Below are 15,669 nucleotides of genomic sequence, written 5' to 3' on the forward strand. Positions count from 1 at the left end.
TTCGTTATTTAATTGTTAATCTTCGATTGTTGCGTCTTTATGGAAAACTTTGGTTCTGATCATGATGAAGAATGAGGTGGTGTAGGCAACAACAACAAGTAAGATAACGGTGGAAATAATAATTGCAATGATTAGTTGTAGCCCTTGGGCCTTCATGATATCGAGTGATGCAGTCAATTGAATACCAGATGGTACGAACATGAATGCAATCAAACCGATCATAAAGTCAGCAAACTTTTCAACCCACTCTAACTTAATAATGTGTAGCGTTAGTAGTAAGTATAGAAGAACTAACCCAATAACTGGTGTTGGAACTGGGAACTTAGGTGGAAATAGTGGTGAAATTAAACTTGAAACGAATAACACGGCAGCGAAAATACCCATTTGAACTAAAATTGGGGCTTCTTTTTTCTCCGCTTGTGTAGTATTTGCTTTATCAGCCATAACAAAAACTCCTTTCACTTATTAAAATTAACACGTTTACAAAACCTGTTATCTTACATTTTCCAGTATAATTGTTTTTGTGAAATAACACAAATAGAAACACTGTTTAATGCAAAGAATGTGAAAATTACAACAATCTTTTGCCAGGGCCATTTTCAAATTAAGTTTTCTTCATATTCGTCGAAGTTACCTTGTTTTTATAAAATGGGGTTTGTATAATTGAAATAATAATTATTGAGAGGTTTCAACATTGAAATTTGAAATAATCGTCTTTTTATTTGCGACAATGCTTTTGTCAGCATTATTAACTCCATTTGTGAGAAAGTTAGCTTTCAAGGTCGGAGCAGTTGATAAGCCCAACGCTCGGCGGGTTAATAAAATACCGATGCCAACCATCGGCGGGTTGGCAATTTTTATTGCTTACACATTCTCGACAATGGTTCTTCTTCGTAACCAGATGCCCACTAAAATATTGTGGGGGATGTTTGGTGGCGAAATGATTATTATTCTTACCGGAATAATCGACGATATCTATGAACTGAGGCCTCGCCAAAAGGTATACGGAATATCGCTAGCCGCACTGTGGGTTTACTTTGTGGCCGGAATTAGGATGACTACAATTACCCTGCCATTTACCACGATTCATCTTGGCTGGATGAGTTCACCGATAACCTGGCTCTGGATTCTTGCTATCACCAATGCCGTAAACTTGATTGACGGTTTGGATGGGTTGGCAACTGGGGTTGGAATGATTGGCCTCACAACGATGGGAATCACTGGAATGTTTTTCTTAAACATCGGCAACGTTTTTGTTTCGATTATGTGTTTCTCTTTAGTGGCAGCGTGTCTAGGTTTCTTACCATATAATTTCTTCCCAGCACGAATATACCTTGGAGATACTGGGGCCCTGTTCATTGGTTTCATGATCGCAACGTTTTCACTATTTGGACTTAAAAACGCAACGTTTATCACGGTGCTTATTCCTGTAATGATTCTTGGTGTTCCAATTACAGATACGGTTTATGCAATCTTTAGACGACTTTTAAATCGGGAGCCAATTTCCCACGCGGATAAACGTCATTTACATCATCGATTGATGCAGATTGGGTTAACTCATCGGCAAACCGTGTTGGTTATCTATGGGATTGCCTTGATCTTTTCGTTTATTTCATTGCTTTACCCAATCTCAAACCTTTGGGGTTCGGTATTGCTTACAATCGCGGTTTTAATCGGTCTTGAACTGTTTGTCGAGACAATTGGGTTGGTCGGTGAAAAACGCCAACCAATGTTAAACGGAATAAAGAAGCTGGTTAAGGGAACAACTAGTAAAGAGAATCATTAGCAAGTACTTAGATAAAAGAAAAAAGGTGGAGTGTGACGAAAGCATACGAAGATGTTTTCGTCGTCCCACCACCGCAGAGAGCACTACAGAAATCTTTAATTTCGTTTTAGTGCCCCAGCAAGAACAACAATTTGGATGAAAGCAAAAAAGTAGCGATGAAATTTCAAAAAAATGAAATTTATCGCTACTTTTTTTCGGTTTACCTAGTTATGTCCTATGTCCCGACCACGCTTTCTTAGTGCCTTAAGATAATTAATTCTTTGAATATGGAACCTCAGAGATTACGTCATCACCGATTTTTAAGGTGAATTTATCAGCTAATAAATTTTTGATGTCAGCTGTGAAGGATTCAATTTTGGTTTCGTCAACTGGTACAGATAAAGTAACGTTTTCTGTAAATGAAGGTTCATCAATTTGATAGCCATTTTCAGTTAAAAAGTAGTTCAGTTTGTCATAAAGGGGATATTCAACTGTGATAATGAGTTGTTTTTGAGGAACTAGGTCGACAATGCCGACTTTTTCAATCGCCTTTGATGCAGAATTACTATATGCTCTGATCAGTCCCCCAGCACCGAGCTTGATTCCGCCAAAGTATCTAGTTACTACTGCTAGGACATTATGGAGTTCGTTTTTCTTCAGTACTTCCAGAATTGGGACCCCAGCCGTCCCTGATGGTTCTCCGTTGTCACTTTCACGCTGGATTTGATCTTGGTCACCAGTCATATAGGCGTAACAGTTGTGAGTTGCCTTTGCATGGATGGTAGTGATCTCACTAAGGAGACGTTTAGCATCGTCCTCGTCTTTGATTCGGCGAATGTTACAAATGAACTTTGATTTTTTGATATCTAGCTCGTTTGTTCCGTCTTCTTTAATTGTTAATGATGGTTTTCTTTCCATAAATGTTAATCTCCCAAAAAAGTAATAATGATTATGTCGGAATTAATTATTGAGGTGATTCTTCATGATTAATGATATATCAGAGTTGTACGGACGCCAAATTGAATCTTCAAATGTCAGTGATTGGCTTTTAACCGACCACCGAATTCAGCGAATTCCTGCGATTAGTGACGGTAAGTGCAACCGCTGTGGGTATCTGTTGCCATTGAAGGAATCCCGGTTGCCAAACGGGCACGTGTATTGTCGTCAGTGCATTCAAATGGGAAGAATGGCAACGGTTAGTGAATTGATTACGGTTAAAGAGCCAAATCAGTTTAGTTTTCCTCCTAAAGTGTTGTCATGGCATGGGCAATTGACAGTTGAACAGACGAAATGTGCTAATGAAATTGTTAATGTCTTTACGAACCGTCAAACCCATTTGCTGTGGGCGGTCACGGGGGCAGGAAAAACCGAGATGCTGTTTCGGGGGATTGAGAAGGCTATCCTTGCAGGCAAACGAATCGCCGTTGCTTCTCCCCGGGTGGATGTTTGCATAGAGTTGTTTCCGCGTCTTCAGGCGGCTTTTGATCAAATTGATATGATTTTACTTCATGGACAGGGCGAAACAAAATATCGCTATACTCAGTTAGTGGTTTGTACCACCCATCAGCTACTAAGATTTAAGGAGGCATTTGATGTTGTCATCATTGATGAGGTTGATGTGTTTCCGTTTAGTGGGAACGATATGCTCCACTTCGCAGTAAAGCAGGCAGCAAAACCTAAAGCTGCTAAATTATACTTAACTGCCACTCCCGACCGCCAGTTACTAATGATGATTCGGCGAAAGCAAATCTCTGTTAGTTATTTGCCGCTTAGGTTCCATCGTCATTTATTACCAACGATTTCAGTGATTAAAGATAAGCAGTACCTGGAAAAGATTGGTAAATTAAAGTGTCCAACGGAGATCAAACAATTTTTGAACCGGAGGTTGGCTGATGGGAGACCATTTTTAATTTTTGCACCAAGAATTTCGGATTTGGACAGGATGATGCTACTAATTAAGCCACATATTGGCGGTTTAGCGATTCAAACTGTGTTTTCAGCGGATTCTCATCGATTAGAAAAGGTTCAAATGATGCGTCAAGGGCAGCTGAATGGGTTGATAACAACGACGATTTTAGAAAGAGGAGTCACGTTTAGTAAGCTTCACGTCTTGATAGTTGGAGCTGACAATGAAATTTTTAGTGCTGCCGCGTTAGTTCAGATTGCTGGAAGAGTGGGGCGCAAAGCTGACTGTCCCGATGGCGAGGTAAGACTATTAGTTTCAAGGCACTCAGCCACGGTTCGAGAAGCTGAAAAGCAGATTATTATGATGAACAGGCGGGCAAGTGAAGTTGAATAAATGCGTGTTATGTAACCAAACAATATCCACTCGCTTTGAATTACGTGATGTACTCGTTTTGACTAAGGCATACCCACAAAGTCGAGTTTGTGAGGAGTGTAAAAGCAATTTTTCTTATTTGGAGGATTATCCACTGTGCCCGGAGTGTGGACGGAAGATGTTCCCCGTAGTGCGGTTTGCTATGACTGCCAAAGGTGGGATAAAAAGGGCGATAGGTTTAAAAATGAAGCTATTTTTGAATACAACGATGCCATGAAAGAATATATGCATCGGTATAAGTTTTTAGGGGATTATTACCTTCGGAAGGCGTTTCAAGGAGAGATAAAAAGGAAAGTAAGGAACTTTAAAGGGGTAATTGTTCCGATTCCAGTCAATCCGGTAACTTACAAGCGTCGAGGATTCAATCAAGTTGAGGGACTGCTTGATGGCTTGAAATATGTAGATGCTATGAGATGTGTGATTAATAAAAAAATTGATCAATCAGCTAAAAATCGAAGTCAACGATTGAAAGCAGAACAAACTTTTCAGCTCCGTGAAAACATGATAGAAAAGCTCCGTGACCAAAACGTATTGTTAGTTGATGATGTCTACACAACTGGGACGACAATTAGGCATGCTACAGAAGTTTTAAAAGTGGCTAATCCGTTGCAAATAAAGGGGTTAACCTTAGCAAGGTAAATTTAGGGGTTCTAATGATTGTTAAAAAACGAACTTTAATCTATACTTGAATTATAGCCAAGGATGAAACGTTTACAACGCTTTGTTTTTGGACCATCATACCGTAATGGTGAAGGGAGAGAGTGTTATGTTAATCTTTAACATTCGTGGAGAAAATATTGAAGTAACTCAATCAATTCGTGAATACGTTGAAAAACGGATCAGTAAGCTGGAAAAATACTTTGAAAATGATGTGAAAAATACAGCACATGTAAATATGAAGGTATATCCAGATAAGCAAGCAAAAGTTGAGGTTACAATTCCTTTGCCATATCTAACATTGCGTGCAGAAGAAATGTCAAATGACTTGTATGCCAGCGTAGACTTGGTAACTGATAAATTGGAACGTCAAATTCGTAAGTACAAGACTAAGGTCAACAGAAAGTCTCGTGAAAAAGGCTTTAAGAATCTTGAGTTTGCAGCTCCTGAGGCATCAGCTGATACTGATGAGCAATCAGATTCCAAGTTCGAAGTTGTTAGAACTAAGCGAATTTCATTAAAACCAATGGATAACGAAGAAGCAATTCTTCAAATGGACATGCTTGGTCATGACTTCTTCATCTATGAAGATGCGGAAACATCAGGAATTGACATTGTCTATCGTCGTAATGATGGTCGGTACGGCTTGATTGAAACTGGCGAATAACTTAAATAATATTCTAAAACCGCTTTAACGTGTACCCCAAGAGTTAAATTTAACTTTTGGGGTACATTTGTTTCTGAAAATAGTTTATATTAGAAGTATTATGTATGCCGTTATGGTTTAAAAACCAATTGGTAGATGATACAATTGGATAGTATGTAAATGAAAACATTAATTTACCAAGTAATATTCTGAGACACAAGAAGGGAAAATGACTAGATGCGTAATGTCTTAAAAAAATGGGTTGAAAGTGATAAGCACGAACTCAAACGCTTAAGTAAGCTAGCCGATAAGGTTGGTTCTTATGCTGAGGAATATCGTCAACTTTCAGATGATGATTTAAAAGCTAAAACACCAGAGTTTCAAGAAAGATATAAAAAGGGTGAAACTCTCGATGATCTTCTTCCAGAAGCGTTTGCCGTTGCTCGAGAGGGTGCCAAACGGGTTCTTGGCCTATATCCATTCCACGTTCAAATCATGGGTGGAATCGTTCTTCATGAAGGTAACATTGCTGAAATGAAGACTGGTGAAGGTAAGACCTTGACTGCCACAATGCCCGTATATTTGAATGCTTTAGCAGGCAAGGGTGTTCACGTTGTTACCGTTAACGAGTACCTATCACAACGTGATGCCACTGAAATGGGTGAGTTGTATAACTGGTTGGGACTAACTGTTGGGGTCAACCTAACTGAAATGGGCCCTGATGAAAAGCGGGCAGCCTATGCAGCTGATATCACTTACTCAACTAACAGTGAAATTGGTTTCGATTATCTTCGTGATAACATGGTTGCTTACAAAGAAGAAATGGTTCAACGACCATTGAACTTTGCTATCGTTGATGAGGTTGATTCAATCCTAATTGATGAAGCTAGAACCCCATTGATCATTTCTGGTCAAGCAACTGGAACTTCAGAACTTTACCAAAGTACTGACCGGTTCGCCAAGACACTTCACGAAGGTGAAGACTTTAAGTTGGATTTGGAAACTAAGACGGTTTCACTAACTGATCAAGGAATTGAAAAGGGTGAAAAGTACTTCAACCTTAACAATCTTTACGATACAGACAACACTGCATTGACCCACCATTTGGATCAAGCTCTTCGGGCTAATTTCATTATGCTTCGTGATAAGGACTACGTTGTCCAAGATGACGAGGTACTGATTGTTGATTCATTTACTGGTCGGATCATGGATGGTCGTCGATTCTCTGACGGACTTCACCAAGCTATTGAAGCTAAAGAAGGCGTAACAATTCAAGAGGAAAGTAAGACAATGGCTAACATTACTTACCAAAACCTCTTCCGGATGTACCATAAACTTGCTGGTATGACTGGTACTGCCAAGACTGAAGCCGAAGAATTCCGTGAAATTTACAACATGGAAATTATCACGGTGCCAACTAACAAGCCTGTTATCCGATTGGATGAACCAGATATTTTATATCCAACTCTTCAAGCTAAGTTTGATGCTGTTATTGATAAAATCAAAGAACTTCATTCAAAGGGCCAACCTCTTTTGATTGGTACTGTTGCCGTTGAAACTTCAGAATACCTATCAGACCGCCTCGACAAAGAAGGCATTGATCACGTTGTCTTGAACGCTAAGAACCATGCTAAGGAAGCCGATATTGTTACTAATGCTGGTCAAAAGGGTGCCGTTACAATCGCCACCAACATGGCTGGTCGTGGTACCGATATCAAACTTGGCCCTGGGGTAGTTGAAGCCGGTGGCCTTGCAGTTATTGGTACTGAACGACACGAGTCTAGACGTATTGATAACCAACTTCGTGGCCGTTCTGGTCGTCAAGGTGATCCTGGTTTGTCACAATTCTTCCTTTCACTTGAAGATGACTTGATGCTTAGATTCGGTTCTGAAAAAATCAAGAACTTCCTTGAGAAGATGAATGTTGATGGCGATGACGCTGTTATTCGTTCAAAGATGATCACTAAGCAAGTTGAATCAGCTCAAAAACGAGTTGAAGGTAACAACTATGATTCTCGTAAGAACGTCCTTCAATATGATGATGTTATGAGACAACAACGTGAAGTTATTTACGGTGAACGTCAAGAAATCATCGGTGAAGATAAGTCACTTAAGTGGGTTATCATTCCAATGATTGAAAGAACTGTTAACCGAATTGTTGACCTTCATACTCAAGGTGAGAAGGAAGATTGGGACCTCCAAACAATTCTTGATTTTGCAATTACTGCAATGGTAAATCCTGACCAAGTTGGTTTGGATGACTTCAAGGATAAGTCAGCAGATGAAATCAAGGCATTCTTGATGGATCTTGCTAACAAGGAATACGACGAAAAGAAAGCAGAACTTTACGACGAATCACAAATGCTTGAATTCGAAAAGGTTGTTATTCTTAGAGTTGTTGATTCCCACTGGACTGATCACATTGACATGATGGATCAACTTCGTCAGTCAATTGGTCTTCGTGGTTATGGCCAACAAAACCCATTGGTTGAATACCAACGTGAAGGTTACAAAATGTTTGAAGAAATGATTGCTGATATCGACTATGATGCAACTCGTCTCTTCATGAAGGCTGAAATTAGACAAAACATGCAACGGTAGTACTGATGAACCGTTGAAATAGAACTATTGGAGGAGACCAGAAGTCTGAATTAAGATTTCTGGTCCCTTTGTCATTAAGAAACGAGGCAAATTATGGCTTTTGAAATAAGTGAAGCAAAAAATCAAATCGCAGATATGCAACAAACCATCGCTGGTTTTAGGAGGTCACTTTGACTTCGATGCCCTAAGTGAAAACATCGAAATTAATGAGTCCAAAATGGCCGAACCTGGCTTTTGGGATCATCAAGAGGACGCTCAGAAATTAATTGATGAAACCAATCAGTTGAAAACCAAGCATGATGACTTTATAAAGTTACAGCAAGGAATTGAAGATCTTGAGGTTAGTCTGGAACTGCTGGCCGATGATCAGGATCCAGAGATTATTTCTGAATTTGAAAGTAATCGGGATGAACTCAAGAAAGAATTGGCCAGTTATCAATTGAAGTTGTTGCTGAATGGTAAGTATGACCATAATAATGCAATTCTTGAAATCCACCCTGGTGCTGGTGGAACTGAATCCCAGGACTGGGGCTCAATGTTGCTGAGAATGTATACAAGGTGGGCGGAGAGTCACGATTTTAAAGTTGAAACGCTGGATTATCAGGTAGGAGAAGTTGCTGGAATCAGTAGTGTTTCATTACTGATTCAGGGTCCAGACGCCTATGGTTATTTACGATCAGAAAAAGGAGTTCATCGATTGGTTCGAATCTCACCGTTTGATTCAGCTGGTCGGCGGCATACGTCATTTGCATCTGTGGATGTAATGCCTGAATTAAATGATGATGTCTCGATCGAAATTAGCCCCGACGAAATTAAGGTTGATGTCTATCGGGCTAGCGGGGCTGGTGGCCAGCACGTCAATAAAACATCTTCAGCGGTGCGAATCACCCATCTCAAGACTGGAATCGTTGTCGCTAGCCAGGCTCAACGGTCTCAACTCCAAAACCGGCAAACGGCGATGAATATGTTGAAATCGAAGTTGTATGAATTAGAAGAACAGAAGAAGGCTGAGGAAAAAGCTCAGCTTGAAGGCGAGCAATTAGATATTGGTTGGGGTTCACAGATTAGATCTTATGTTTTTCACCCGTATTCAATGGTTAAGGACCACCGAACAAATCACGAAACGGCGAATGCCAACGGCGTAATGGATGGTGACCTAGATCCGTTTATCAATGCTTATCTTCAATGGAAACTAAGTAAAGAAAATCCAGATTAATATTTTTCTGGCAAGCTATCAGCATGAAAACTCATGTTTGGTGGCTTTTTTTGGTTGGAGGACCTTTTCTAATTGGCGTTTCCCTAAAAATTAATAAATGATATACTAAAATCAAATAAGTACAGGGGATATTGGAATGAAAATATTAGTTTTAATACTGTTTTTTATTCTTCAACCGGTTTTATGGGTTGGGGTGCTCAAATCATACATAACATTTAATAATCGAATCAAACGAGAAAGAAAGATGTTCAGTTCCGCTATTTACGAAGACTATTTTGAGGGGCGCCATTTTGCACGAGCTCTGCTAATTTTAGGGATAATTGGTTCAATTTTAGGGTCATTCATCGCAGTTAGTGGTGGGCTTATTGGGGCGTATGTGATAATTGCGTTAGTATTAAGTGTTGTTTTTTTTACCAGGCCGTTTCCAGTTCTAACTGCCCTGGTTGCCAGTGGGTCAGCTTTACTAATCCCAGGTGTAGCTAAATATCCGGTTGTTTCGAGCATTGTTTCGTTCACTGGTGGTTTACCGGCGCCTGTTCCCGCGACAAGTTTAATTGCATTCGTTGGCTTAGTCATCATTCTGAATGTTTTGTTTATTAAGATAAGCTTTGGAAATTACTCATCGCCAGTTCTTAGTCGTAACAAACGGAACAATTTAGTTGCTAAGTATCGGCTAGAAGAATCAACCGTGGTTCCACTATTATTGATGATGCCTGGTGATTGGTTTACCAGTCATCTTGCTTTTTGGCCGGTGTTTTCGTATGGGGGCCATACGTATACTTTTGTCTTTTTACCATTGGTTCTTGGCCTTAGAGCGACAATTCAGCATTCAGATCCCAAAGCCTTTACAAGACGCTTAAGCAATGCCCAACTGATTATTGGGGTGGTTGCTCTGACCTTGGCGGTAGCTGGTAAGTATTTACCTAAGTTTGCCGGTTATGGTCTGATAGTGGTGGCAATTGGTTATCTTATCACGTTGGTTGCCCTCAAGCACCAGGACAAGCAGAATCCGTTTGAATATACTCAGGTAATGGATGGAGTCCGGGTGTTGGGAATTAAACCGGCCACCCCAGCTGCTAAGATGAATCTTAATATTGGCGATGTGATTCTAACAGTCAATGGTCTTGATGTGACCAATGAAACTGAGCTATATCAAGGGCTATCACGTGATTCTACCTACGTAAAAATGCGGGTTCGTGATCGTAATGACCAGCTTAAGATTACTGAGACTGCAATATTTAAGAATTCACCTCATGAAATTGGAATCAAGACGTATACGGATTAATCACTTTGGAGGAAAACCATGAAAAAAGTGTTAGTTGTAGATGATGAACCGTCGATCGTAACTTTGCTGGAGTATAACTTGAAAAAGGCTAGTTTCGAGGTGGACAAGGCGACAGATGGGGCAACCGCCTTGAAGAAGATTCAGGAAAATAAGTATGATATCGTACTTTTGGATTTGATGCTGCCAGAGATGAGTGGTGAGGATGTTCTTAAGCAGGTGCGAATGGATAAGAATGAAACCCCAGTTATCGTTTTGACAGCTAAAGACACCGAGTTTGATAAGGTATTTGGGTTAGAAATGGGGGCTGATGACTATATTGCCAAACCATTTAGTCCTCGTGAAGTCCTTGCCAGAATAAATGCAGTATTACGAAGGTACCAACCTACAAATCAGTCTGAAAAAGATGTTCCTGCCACCAATGACGAGCGAGTGAAAGCTGTAGGACCATTTACCATTGATAAGCATCAGTATCGAGTTCTCCAAGGGAATAAAAACCTGAAACTAACGCCAAAGGAATTTGAACTCTTTGAATATTTGGCAAGCCATAAAAACCAAGTGTTTAGCCGTGAGCAATTGCTTTCTGGAGTTTGGGGCTTTGATTATTCTGGCCAGAGTCGAATGGTTGACATCCAAATTGCCCATCTCCGGGATAAAATTGAGGAAAACCCAAAGAACCCCCAGTTTTTGAGAACTGTCCGTGGGTTCGGTTACGAATTTCTAATTGGAAGTGATGAGGGTGAATAAACTAAATAAACAAATTCTCATTACGGGAGTTATCGGGACATTGGCGGTTATTTCATTAATAATCGCTGTTTTTGACTCAGACTCTTTTTTTGAATATGTATCATTGATTTTGGGAGTGGTTTGGTTGTTGGCTATGGGGCAACTGCTGATTACAAATTATCAGAGTCACAGAGTCCTAAGAAGAATTCATCATTCAGTTGATAAATTGGTCAATGATAATGATGCAATCCCTATTTTGGTTAGGCCAGGGGATGACTATAAACGATTAGCGGACAGTGTTAACGACTTAATCGATAAGAAAGAAAATCAGGATGAGGAGAGTAATTACCAGGCGTCCGAAACAGAAAAAATTATGAATGTGTTACCAATTGGGGTAATGGTGATTGGCGAAAATAAAGATGTTATTTATTCAAACTCCCAAATGGAAACAATTCTGAGTAAGCCAATCGGAGAAGAGAAACACCTGTACACAGATGACATTACTAATTACGAATTACTGACGATGATCGATAGTGTGTTTGATAAGAAAGAAACTCAAAAGAGTGAAATCACTGAGGTTGCTGATGATCCAAAGACCACTGAGGTTCAGGTAATGTACAACCACATTAACTCATCGTTTCATATTATTGTAATTGCCTACGATATCACTGAAGTAATTAATATAAAACAAATGCAAATTGATTTTCTTAGAAACGCCAGTCACGAATTGAAAACGCCAGTCACGGCAATCTCTGGATTTGCAAAGACGTTATTGGACGGAGCAATGGAAGATCATGATGATTTGGCCGAATTTTTAACAATTATTGATAAGCAGAGTGAACAGCTAACGTCGTTGATTAACGATATTTTAACAATTTCTCATGTTCAGAACCATGAGTCTAGCGCTGTCAATCTGATTGATTTAGCAAGTTTTATTGATGCTGAGTTTAAAACGCAACAAAATCAGGCGAATAAATTAAACGTTTCGCTGATCAATGAAATTGAACCCGATTTGCAGGTTCGGATGGATAATAACTCACTGCAACGAATTGCTAGAAATCTCATTTCAAATGCGATTAAATATAACCGCCAGGGTGGTCAAGTCACCGTCAATGCCAACCGTGAGGGGGATATTTGGTACTTTAAGGTAGCTGATACTGGTACGGGAATTGCCCAGAAGGAGATTGGGCGGATCTTTGAACGCTTTTACAGAACGGACGCCTCCAGAAATAAGCAGAAGATTGCTGGAACCGGCTTGGGACTATCAATTGTAAAAGAATTGGTTGATTCGTTGTCTGGTAAGATAACGGTGGAGAGCCAGCGTGGGGTTGGCACCACGTTTACGGTGAGGTTGCCGTATGTGAAAGGTTAGAGTGGGAGTGGGACAGAAAGCATACGAAGATGCTTTCGTTGTCTCACCCCCGCAAGACCAACAGTAACTGAGGACCATAAATAAATGGTCCTCAGTCCTGATGGTCACTGCGAGTTGACCTATCAAGAACTTAACCAAACAGGTAATAATAGTCTTGCCAATACTACTTGCTTTTAGCTAATAAGGACTATCACGACTGCAGTATCTCGTGATAGTCCTTATTTTGATGGGAACTGCAAACTTGTCCATTAAAAGTAAATACAATACCCCTATCAACTATTTACATAACTTTTACAAACGGGTGGCCAAATATTTACATTGGTTTTATATGATTAATCTTGTGAATGGAGGATTAGCGATGCGAAAACAAACATTATTTAAATTCTTAATTGGATTTTTGATTATTTTTGGAGTTACATACGCATATGCCAGTCGGGACAAGTCCGAAACTGGTGGGGAATCAATAACTGCGGTGGGCTCCACAGCTCTTCAGCCATTAGTTGAAGCTGCCAGTGAAGAATATCTTGCCAGTCATCCTGGGGTGTTCATTAATGTTCAAGGTGGAGGATCGGGAACTGGTCTTAGTCAAATTGAGTCAGGGGCTGTTGAAATGGGGAATTCTGACCTATTTGCCCAGGAAAAAAGTGGTATTGACTCAAAGGGATTGGTTGATCACCGAATTGCGGTCGTGGGGGTTGCTCCAATCGTTAATAAAGATACTGGGGTAAGGAACTTAACTAGTAAGCAATTGATTGGGATTTTTACAGGTAAAATAAAAAATTGGCGCGAAGTTGGTGGTAAAAATTTGGATGTTACTTTAATTAACCGTTCTCAAGGAAGCGGAACTCGGGTAACCTTCGAAAATTATGGTCTTGGTGGTAAGCAAAGTGCAGTTGCTCAGGAGCAAGACTCCTCTGGAACAGTTCGCCAAATTGTTTCCACAACTCCCGGTGCAATTAGTTATGTTGCCTTTGGTTATTTGAATGACTCAATTCATCCATTGTCTGTTAACGGAGTAAAACCAACGGCCAAGAATGTTGAAAGTAATAAGTGGAAAATTTGGTCATATGAGCATATCTACACGAAAGGCCAACCAACTGGGCTCACTAAGAAGTTTATGAACTACCTTAAGAGTGAACATATTCAAAGAAAGTTATTTAATAGTTTAGGTTATATTTCCGTAAAGGACATGCAGTTCCAACGGACATGGCAAGGAAAAATTCTGAAGGGGTCGGGTGAATAAAATGCAGAACGAAAAACTTGCAAAGCAATTAATGAAAAAATCAAAAACTGCCCGGTATGAACGCTTTGGAAAAGCTATCAGTTTGTTGGCACTGCTTCTAATCATGGTGATTGTGATTGGAATTATTATCTTCGTTGCCTCTAAAGGGTTGTCCACGTTCTTTAAGGATCATGTCAAACTGTCTGAATTCTTTGGTGGAACACTTTGGAACCCAGGGACAACGACTCCAGATGGGAAACAGTCGGTTGGGGCGTTACCAATGATCGTTGGTTCCTTCTTAGTGACTTTGTTGGCAGCAGTAGTTGCGACGCCGTTTGCAATTGGTACCGCGGTCTATATGACTGAAATTTCCCCAAAGCGGGGAGCCAAAATTTTACAACCAGTTACGGAGTTATTAGTTGGGATTCCTTCGGTTGTTTATGGATTTATCGGTTTATCAGTCGTTGTTCCATTTGTTCGTCACGTTTTTGGTGGTAGTGGATTCGGAATCCTGTCAGGAACATTTGTATTGTTTGTAATGATTCTACCGACAATTGTATCGATGACTGTTGATTCTTTGAAATCAGTACCAGGATACTATCGGCAAGCGTCATTAGCCTTAGGGGCAACTCAATGGCAGACAATTTTTAAAGTGGTGCTACGAGCTGCCACTCCTGGAATCTTAACGGCGATTGTTTTTGGAATGGCCAGAGCGTTTGGTGAAGCCCTTGCCGTTCAAATGGTTATCGGGAACGCTGCTCTGATGCCACATAACTTGGTGTCACCAGCTTCAACGCTAACTTCTGTGCTGACGGCTGGAATGGGGAACACGGTAATGGGGTCATTAGAAAACGACGCCTTGTGGTCACTTGCCCTAGTGTTGTTGGCAATGTCACTGTTCTTCAACCTGTTAGTTCACTTTATCGGTCGGAAAGGAGCCTTTAAGAAATGAAAGATACTCAACTTCAAAGTAAGATTGCAATTGGGATCCTAAAGGGAATCGCATTCTCAGTGGTATTGATTCTTGCGTTTCTAATTGGCTATATTTTCGTTACGGGATTACCAAATATAAGTTGGGGATTCCTTACAAGACCAGCTCGGGCATTTCAAGCTGGCGGTGGTATTGGAATTCAACTCTTCAATTCGTTTTATCTTCTGATTCTGGCAATGTTGATCTCGATTCCAATCGCCCTTGGTGCAGCAGTTTACCTTAACGAATATGCAAAGGATAACCTGTTTACATCGATTATCAGAACGTCAATTGAAATTCTAAGTTCGTTACCATCTGTGGTTGTGGGATTGTTTGGTTTTCTGCTCTTCGTAATCCAGTTTGGCTATGGCTTCTCAATTTTATCTGGAGCGTTAACCCTAACGATTTTCAACTTGCCACTACTAACCAGAAATATTGAGGAATCCTTATCGAGTGTTTCTGATGATCAACGGCAAGGAGGACTTGGACTTGGCTTATCCAAGTTTGAAACGATTGTTCACATTGTGATTCCGGCTGCATTACCTGGGATTATTAGTGGGGTGATTCTCTGTTCAGGACGGGTTTTTGGTGAAGCCGCTGCGTTGATTTATACAGCAGGTCAAAGTGCTCCAGCCCTTAACTTTGCAGACTGGAACCCATTCAACATTGATAGTCCTCTAAGTCCATTGAGACCAGCTGAAACTCTAGCAGTTCACATTTGGAAAATTAATTCAGAGGGAATCATGCCAGACTTATCTCAAGTATCATCAGGTTCGTCTGCGGTCCTAGTTCTCGCAATTCTAATTTTTAACCTTTCTGCTCGTTATATCGGGAAGAAAATCTTTGAAAAAATGACCTCAGAAATTTAGGAGGA

General features: G+C 40.3%; 14 protein-coding genes. 12 read left to right on the plus strand and 2 right to left on the minus strand.

Annotation, left to right across the window (positions count from 1 at the left end; translation table 11 throughout):
• Positions 1-15 precede the first annotated feature (15 nt).
• The gene (locus tag QOW94_RS00420) at positions 16-444 is read right to left on the minus strand and encodes a CidA/LrgA family protein (protein ID WP_283678070.1); all 429 of its coding nucleotides are present in this window, start codon (positions 442-444) and stop codon (positions 16-18) included.
• A gap of 250 nt (positions 445-694) precedes the next feature.
• Here QOW94_RS00420 and QOW94_RS00425 point away from each other — a divergent pair, with 250 nt between their 5' ends.
• On the plus strand, positions 695-1,786 hold the full coding sequence (locus tag QOW94_RS00425; protein WP_283678071.1) for a glycosyltransferase family 4 protein: 1,092 nt from the start codon (positions 695-697) through the stop codon (positions 1,784-1,786).
• Between the two features lie 252 nt (positions 1,787-2,038).
• Here QOW94_RS00425 and QOW94_RS00430 read toward each other — a convergent pair whose 3' ends face one another.
• Positions 2,039-2,683 (minus strand): YigZ family protein, encoded by a 645-nt coding sequence (locus tag QOW94_RS00430; protein WP_283678072.1) that lies wholly within the window; start codon positions 2,681-2,683, stop codon positions 2,039-2,041.
• Positions 2,684-2,747: 64 nt separating this feature from the next.
• Here QOW94_RS00430 and QOW94_RS00435 point away from each other — a divergent pair, with 64 nt between their 5' ends.
• The 11 genes from QOW94_RS00435 (at position 2,748) to pstA (ending at position 15,664) form a co-directional block, all read left to right on the plus strand.
• Positions 2,748-4,064, plus strand: a complete 1,317-nt coding sequence (locus QOW94_RS00435; protein WP_283678074.1) for an ATP-dependent helicase ComFA — start codon at positions 2,748-2,750, stop codon at positions 4,062-4,064.
• Between the two features lie 135 nt (positions 4,065-4,199).
• Positions 4,200-4,742 carry a ComF family protein gene (locus QOW94_RS00440; RefSeq protein WP_283678075.1) on the plus strand — a complete coding sequence of 181 codons (543 nt, stop codon included), beginning with the start codon at positions 4,200-4,202 and terminating at the stop codon, positions 4,740-4,742.
• Between the two features lie 127 nt (positions 4,743-4,869).
• Positions 4,870-5,427, plus strand: a complete 558-nt coding sequence (gene hpf, locus QOW94_RS00445; RefSeq protein ID WP_283678076.1) for a ribosome hibernation-promoting factor, HPF/YfiA family — start codon at positions 4,870-4,872, stop codon at positions 5,425-5,427.
• A 216-nt stretch (positions 5,428-5,643) separates the two neighbouring features.
• Positions 5,644-8,007, plus strand: coding sequence for a preprotein translocase subunit SecA (gene secA, locus QOW94_RS00450; RefSeq protein ID WP_283678077.1), 2,364 nt, complete (start codon positions 5,644-5,646; stop codon positions 8,005-8,007).
• A 93-nt stretch (positions 8,008-8,100) separates the two neighbouring features.
• Positions 8,101-9,223 (plus strand): peptide chain release factor 2 gene (gene prfB, locus QOW94_RS00455; protein ID WP_283678078.1). Its coding sequence is split into 2 segments (ribosomal slippage): positions 8,101-8,178 and positions 8,180-9,223, totalling 1,122 coding nucleotides; the frame shifts between segments, so codons are not numbered across the junction.
• A gap of 136 nt (positions 9,224-9,359) precedes the next feature.
• The gene (locus tag QOW94_RS00460) at positions 9,360-10,508 is read left to right on the plus strand and encodes a PDZ domain-containing protein (RefSeq protein ID WP_283678079.1); all 1,149 of its coding nucleotides are present in this window, start codon (positions 9,360-9,362) and stop codon (positions 10,506-10,508) included.
• A gap of 18 nt (positions 10,509-10,526) precedes the next feature.
• Positions 10,527-11,252 carry a response regulator transcription factor gene (locus QOW94_RS00465; protein WP_283678080.1) on the plus strand — a complete coding sequence of 242 codons (726 nt, stop codon included), beginning with the start codon at positions 10,527-10,529 and terminating at the stop codon, positions 11,250-11,252.
• Positions 11,245-12,603 (plus strand): sensor histidine kinase, encoded by a 1,359-nt coding sequence (locus tag QOW94_RS00470; RefSeq protein WP_283678081.1) that lies wholly within the window; start codon positions 11,245-11,247, stop codon positions 12,601-12,603. Before QOW94_RS00465 ends, QOW94_RS00470 begins: the two co-directional genes overlap by 8 nt.
• Positions 12,604-12,961: 358 nt before the next feature.
• Positions 12,962-13,846, plus strand: a complete 885-nt coding sequence (locus QOW94_RS00475) for a phosphate ABC transporter substrate-binding protein (protein ID WP_283678082.1) — start codon at positions 12,962-12,964, stop codon at positions 13,844-13,846.
• A gap of 1 nt (position 13,847) precedes the next feature.
• Positions 13,848-14,777: a phosphate ABC transporter permease subunit PstC gene (gene pstC, locus QOW94_RS00480; protein ID WP_283678083.1), complete on the plus strand. Its 930-nt coding sequence runs from the start codon at positions 13,848-13,850 to the stop codon at positions 14,775-14,777.
• Positions 14,774-15,664 carry a phosphate ABC transporter permease PstA gene (gene pstA / locus QOW94_RS00485; protein WP_283678084.1) on the plus strand — a complete coding sequence of 297 codons (891 nt, stop codon included), beginning with the start codon at positions 14,774-14,776 and terminating at the stop codon, positions 15,662-15,664. Before pstC ends, pstA begins: the two co-directional genes overlap by 4 nt.
• The last annotated feature ends 5 nt before the right edge of the window (positions 15,665-15,669 follow it).

This window comes from Lentilactobacillus sp. Marseille-Q4993 (genome assembly GCF_951230165.1).
Classification (GTDB): domain Bacteria; phylum Bacillota; class Bacilli; order Lactobacillales; family Lactobacillaceae; genus Lentilactobacillus.